Origin of the sequence: Pallidibacillus pasinlerensis (assembly GCF_009996845.1) — a bacterium.
GTDB classification, from domain to species: domain Bacteria; phylum Bacillota; class Bacilli; order Bacillales; family Caldibacillaceae; genus Pallidibacillus; species Pallidibacillus pasinlerensis.
Window position 1 is genome coordinate 1 of the sequence record NZ_JAACYS010000119.1, and the last position, 3,282, is coordinate 3,282.

The window sequence follows — 3,282 nt, forward strand, 5'->3', positions numbered from 1 at the left end:
AAAACAGGGGAAGTTATCTCGCGAGTAATTAATGATGTTGAACAAACGAAAGAATTCGTTGTCACCGGGTTGATGAACGTTTGGATTGACTTTGCAACGATTGTCATTACGGCTTCTATTATGTTTTCACTTGATTGGAAATTAACGATCGTTTCTTTACTCATGTTTCCGTTTTACGCGATTTCGATTAAATATTTCTTCGGTAATCTCCGTAAACTAACACGTCAACGGTCGCAGGCCCTTGCTGAAGTTCAAGGGTATTTACATGAGCGGGTGCAAGGAATTGCTGTAATTAAAAGTTTTGCCATTGAAGACCATGAAAAAGAGTTATTCCATGAAACAAATAGTAATTTTTTAAATAAGGCATTGAAACATACGAGTTGGAATGCGAAAGCCTTTGCTGTTGTTAACACAATAACGGATATTTCTCCATTACTTGTGATTGGGTATGCAAGTTTTGAAGTTATTCAAGGAAATTTATCAATCGGAACGATGGTCGCTTTTACAGGATATATTGAACGTTTATACAATCCACTAAGAAGACTTGTAAACTCTTCAACTACATTAACACAGTCAATCGCCTCCATGGATCGGGTCTTTGATTTGTTCGATGAAGAATATGATATTCAAGATAAGCCGAATGCTTTGTCTGTAGAAAAAGCAAAGGGCGAGATTACTTTCGACAATGTTACTTTTTCTTATGAAGAAGATGGTCGAAATGTGTTGAAAAATATCGACTTAGAAATTAAAGAAGGTCAGACTGTTGCCTTTGTTGGTATGAGTGGTGGCGGAAAGTCAACAATGGTAAGTTTAATTCCGAGGTTTTATGATGTGACTGGGGGAAGAATTCTTTTAGACGGTATTGATATTCGGGATTTAAAGCAAAAAGATTTAAGAGATCAAATTGGCATGGTGCTTCAAGATAATATTTTATTTAGTGATACGGTAAAAGAAAATATTTTACTTGGTAAACCGGATGCGACGGATGAAGAAGTAGTGCGGGCGGCTAAAGCGGCGAATGCCTATGATTTTATTATGAAATTACCTCAAGGCTTTAACACGAAAGTTGGGGAGCGGGGCGTGAAGTTATCAGGTGGTCAAAAACAACGAATTGCTATCGCGAGAGTGTTTTTAAAAAATCCGCCGATTCTTATATTAGATGAAGCAACTTCAGCCCTTGATTTAGAAAGTGAACAGTTAATTCAAGAAGCGCTCGATAAATTGGCTCGAGATCGTACGACTTTAATCGTAGCCCATCGATTATCAACGATAACTCATGCGGATAAAATTGTGCTTGTTGAACATGGGGAAATTGTTGAGATGGGTACGCATGATGAACTAATGGCGCAAAAAGGCCATTATCATGATTTATTTACAGTACAGCAGTTGGATTGATTCATGATTAATCCTCAACAAAAGTTAATTTTACAAAAAATAAAACAGGAACGTCTCACTAATAATGGGGATGTTCCTGTTTTTTATTTTAGCTCAATCGCGATTATGATAACTCCTCTGCAAAATCTGCATGCTTCTCATCTTTATGAAATTGTTCAACGTTGTTTAATAATACTTCTAGTCTTTCTAATTGCTCATTATATTCTAAAATCCCAGCTACAAATTGTAACACATGTGGGATAATCTCATCGTCCACTGAGTTTCTTTGATAATTTTTAAACACATCAAGTAATCTTTCGCGGATTTCTTCGTATTCTTGCATTTCTTCATCATGAATTTGAATGGCTTTTCCGATATAACGAAGTAGTAGATGTTCATGATTGTTGTTTAAGTGTTGAATGATTTCCTTTAAATTTTGAGCAGTGTTTTCGTCGGTGTTGATTATCTCATATTCATAGTGATGTTGTTTTTTCAATAATTCGAGTGCACTTTTACCCGTTGTAATCATTTGACGATAAATAACGAGTTTACGCATTTTTGTTTGGCTTTCTTTTTTCAAAAATGTTTTTTCTTCTTTATAAAATAGATAGATATCCTCTAATTTAACAAAACGTTCGTTTAGTGATTCAATTTCCTTTTTTAATAGTTTCAAGTCGGCAGCTTGATGAACGGCTAAACGCATCCATTTTAAAACATCATTCGAAAGATCAGAAATGGATTGATATAGTTTTGTTTCGTACTTCGGTGGTATAAAAATTAAGTTGATTAAAAATGCGGACAAAATTCCAAGTAGGATTGTCCCAAAACGTAAAAGTGAGTACATGATAAACTCATCTGGAGGTGACTCCATAACAACGATTAGCGTTACAATCGATAATGAAATTGTATCTATTTTTAGCCGTAAATTAATCATGATGACAATTATGGCTGCTAATCCAACGATTATAAAATGATTGCCAAACAAAAGCCCAAAAACGATCGCGACAATCGCACCGACGACGTTTCCTTGAACTTGTTCTAAAATTGTTAAATAGGATCGGTAAATCGATGGTTGTATGGCGAACACAGCTGCAATCGCTGCAAATACTGGTGAAGGTAGATTTAGTAAATCACCAAGCATTAATGCCAAAACAACGGCTAAACCCGTTTTAAAAATGCGGGCACCTAATTTCATGTGTTAATGTTCCTTTCGTTTATAATAATGATTAGTTATATTATACCCTTTGGCAATTTTAGATGATTTTATATGAAATTACAATATACATTCCTATATTATCATTTTAAGATTTTATGAAAAAAATGTGGTAATAAAATGATTAGCTTTCAAGGTTTTAACTATAGAACTATATTGATAAATTATCCTCTTTCTCTTCGAAAATCAATGACCGTCCGGACAACGAAGGAAGCTTGAATTGTATAACCAAGCATTGCTTCGATAACGGCTAAAATTTGTCCGATTCCTACAGGAGAAATATCACCGTATCCAACAGAAAATAAAGTTATGCCGCTAAAATAAAAGCATGTTTGTAATAATGAAAAAAAGCTATCTTCAATATAGGAACCATCCTCTTTTAAAATAGGGATTCCGTTTTGGATAAGTAAAAAGTAAATTAAGCCGAACCCTAGGAAGATTGTTGTATATATAAAAAGTAAGTAAATAAAACTTTCCCATGAAAGAAACTTTTCTTGAATGACGTTTGGCATAAATAGCGTTTTCAGACTCATTCCAATAATGAAGAAAATGATTAGTAATAAAAGTAAGACGATCATAATCCACCCCGAATTATTGTTTTTATATAAACTTTTACAGTTGTCATATGAGTGAAAACTTGTGTTTTTATAAATATACGAAGGACTTGTCCGAATCATGATTACAGTTGTGACAAG

General features: G+C 34.1%; 3 protein-coding genes. 1 reads left to right on the plus strand and 2 read right to left on the minus strand.

All coding sequences use genetic code 11. The features are described from left to right. On the plus strand, nucleotides 1–1,395 hold a 1,395-nt coding region (locus GW534_RS15650), incomplete at its 5' end, for an ABC transporter ATP-binding protein (protein WP_161921895.1). Nucleotides 1,396–1,498: 103 nt separating this feature from the next. Here GW534_RS15650 and GW534_RS15655 read toward each other — a convergent pair. Together GW534_RS15655 and GW534_RS15660 are read right to left on the minus strand one after the other, a co-directional pair. Next, nucleotides 1,499–2,569, minus strand: a complete 1,071-nt coding sequence (locus tag GW534_RS15655; RefSeq protein ID WP_161921896.1) for an FUSC family protein — start codon at nucleotides 2,567–2,569, stop codon at nucleotides 1,499–1,501. 182 nt (nucleotides 2,570–2,751) lie between these two features. Next, a partial coding sequence (locus GW534_RS15660) for an ion channel (RefSeq protein ID WP_246204215.1) occupies nucleotides 2,752–3,282 on the minus strand: 531 nt, incomplete at its 5' end.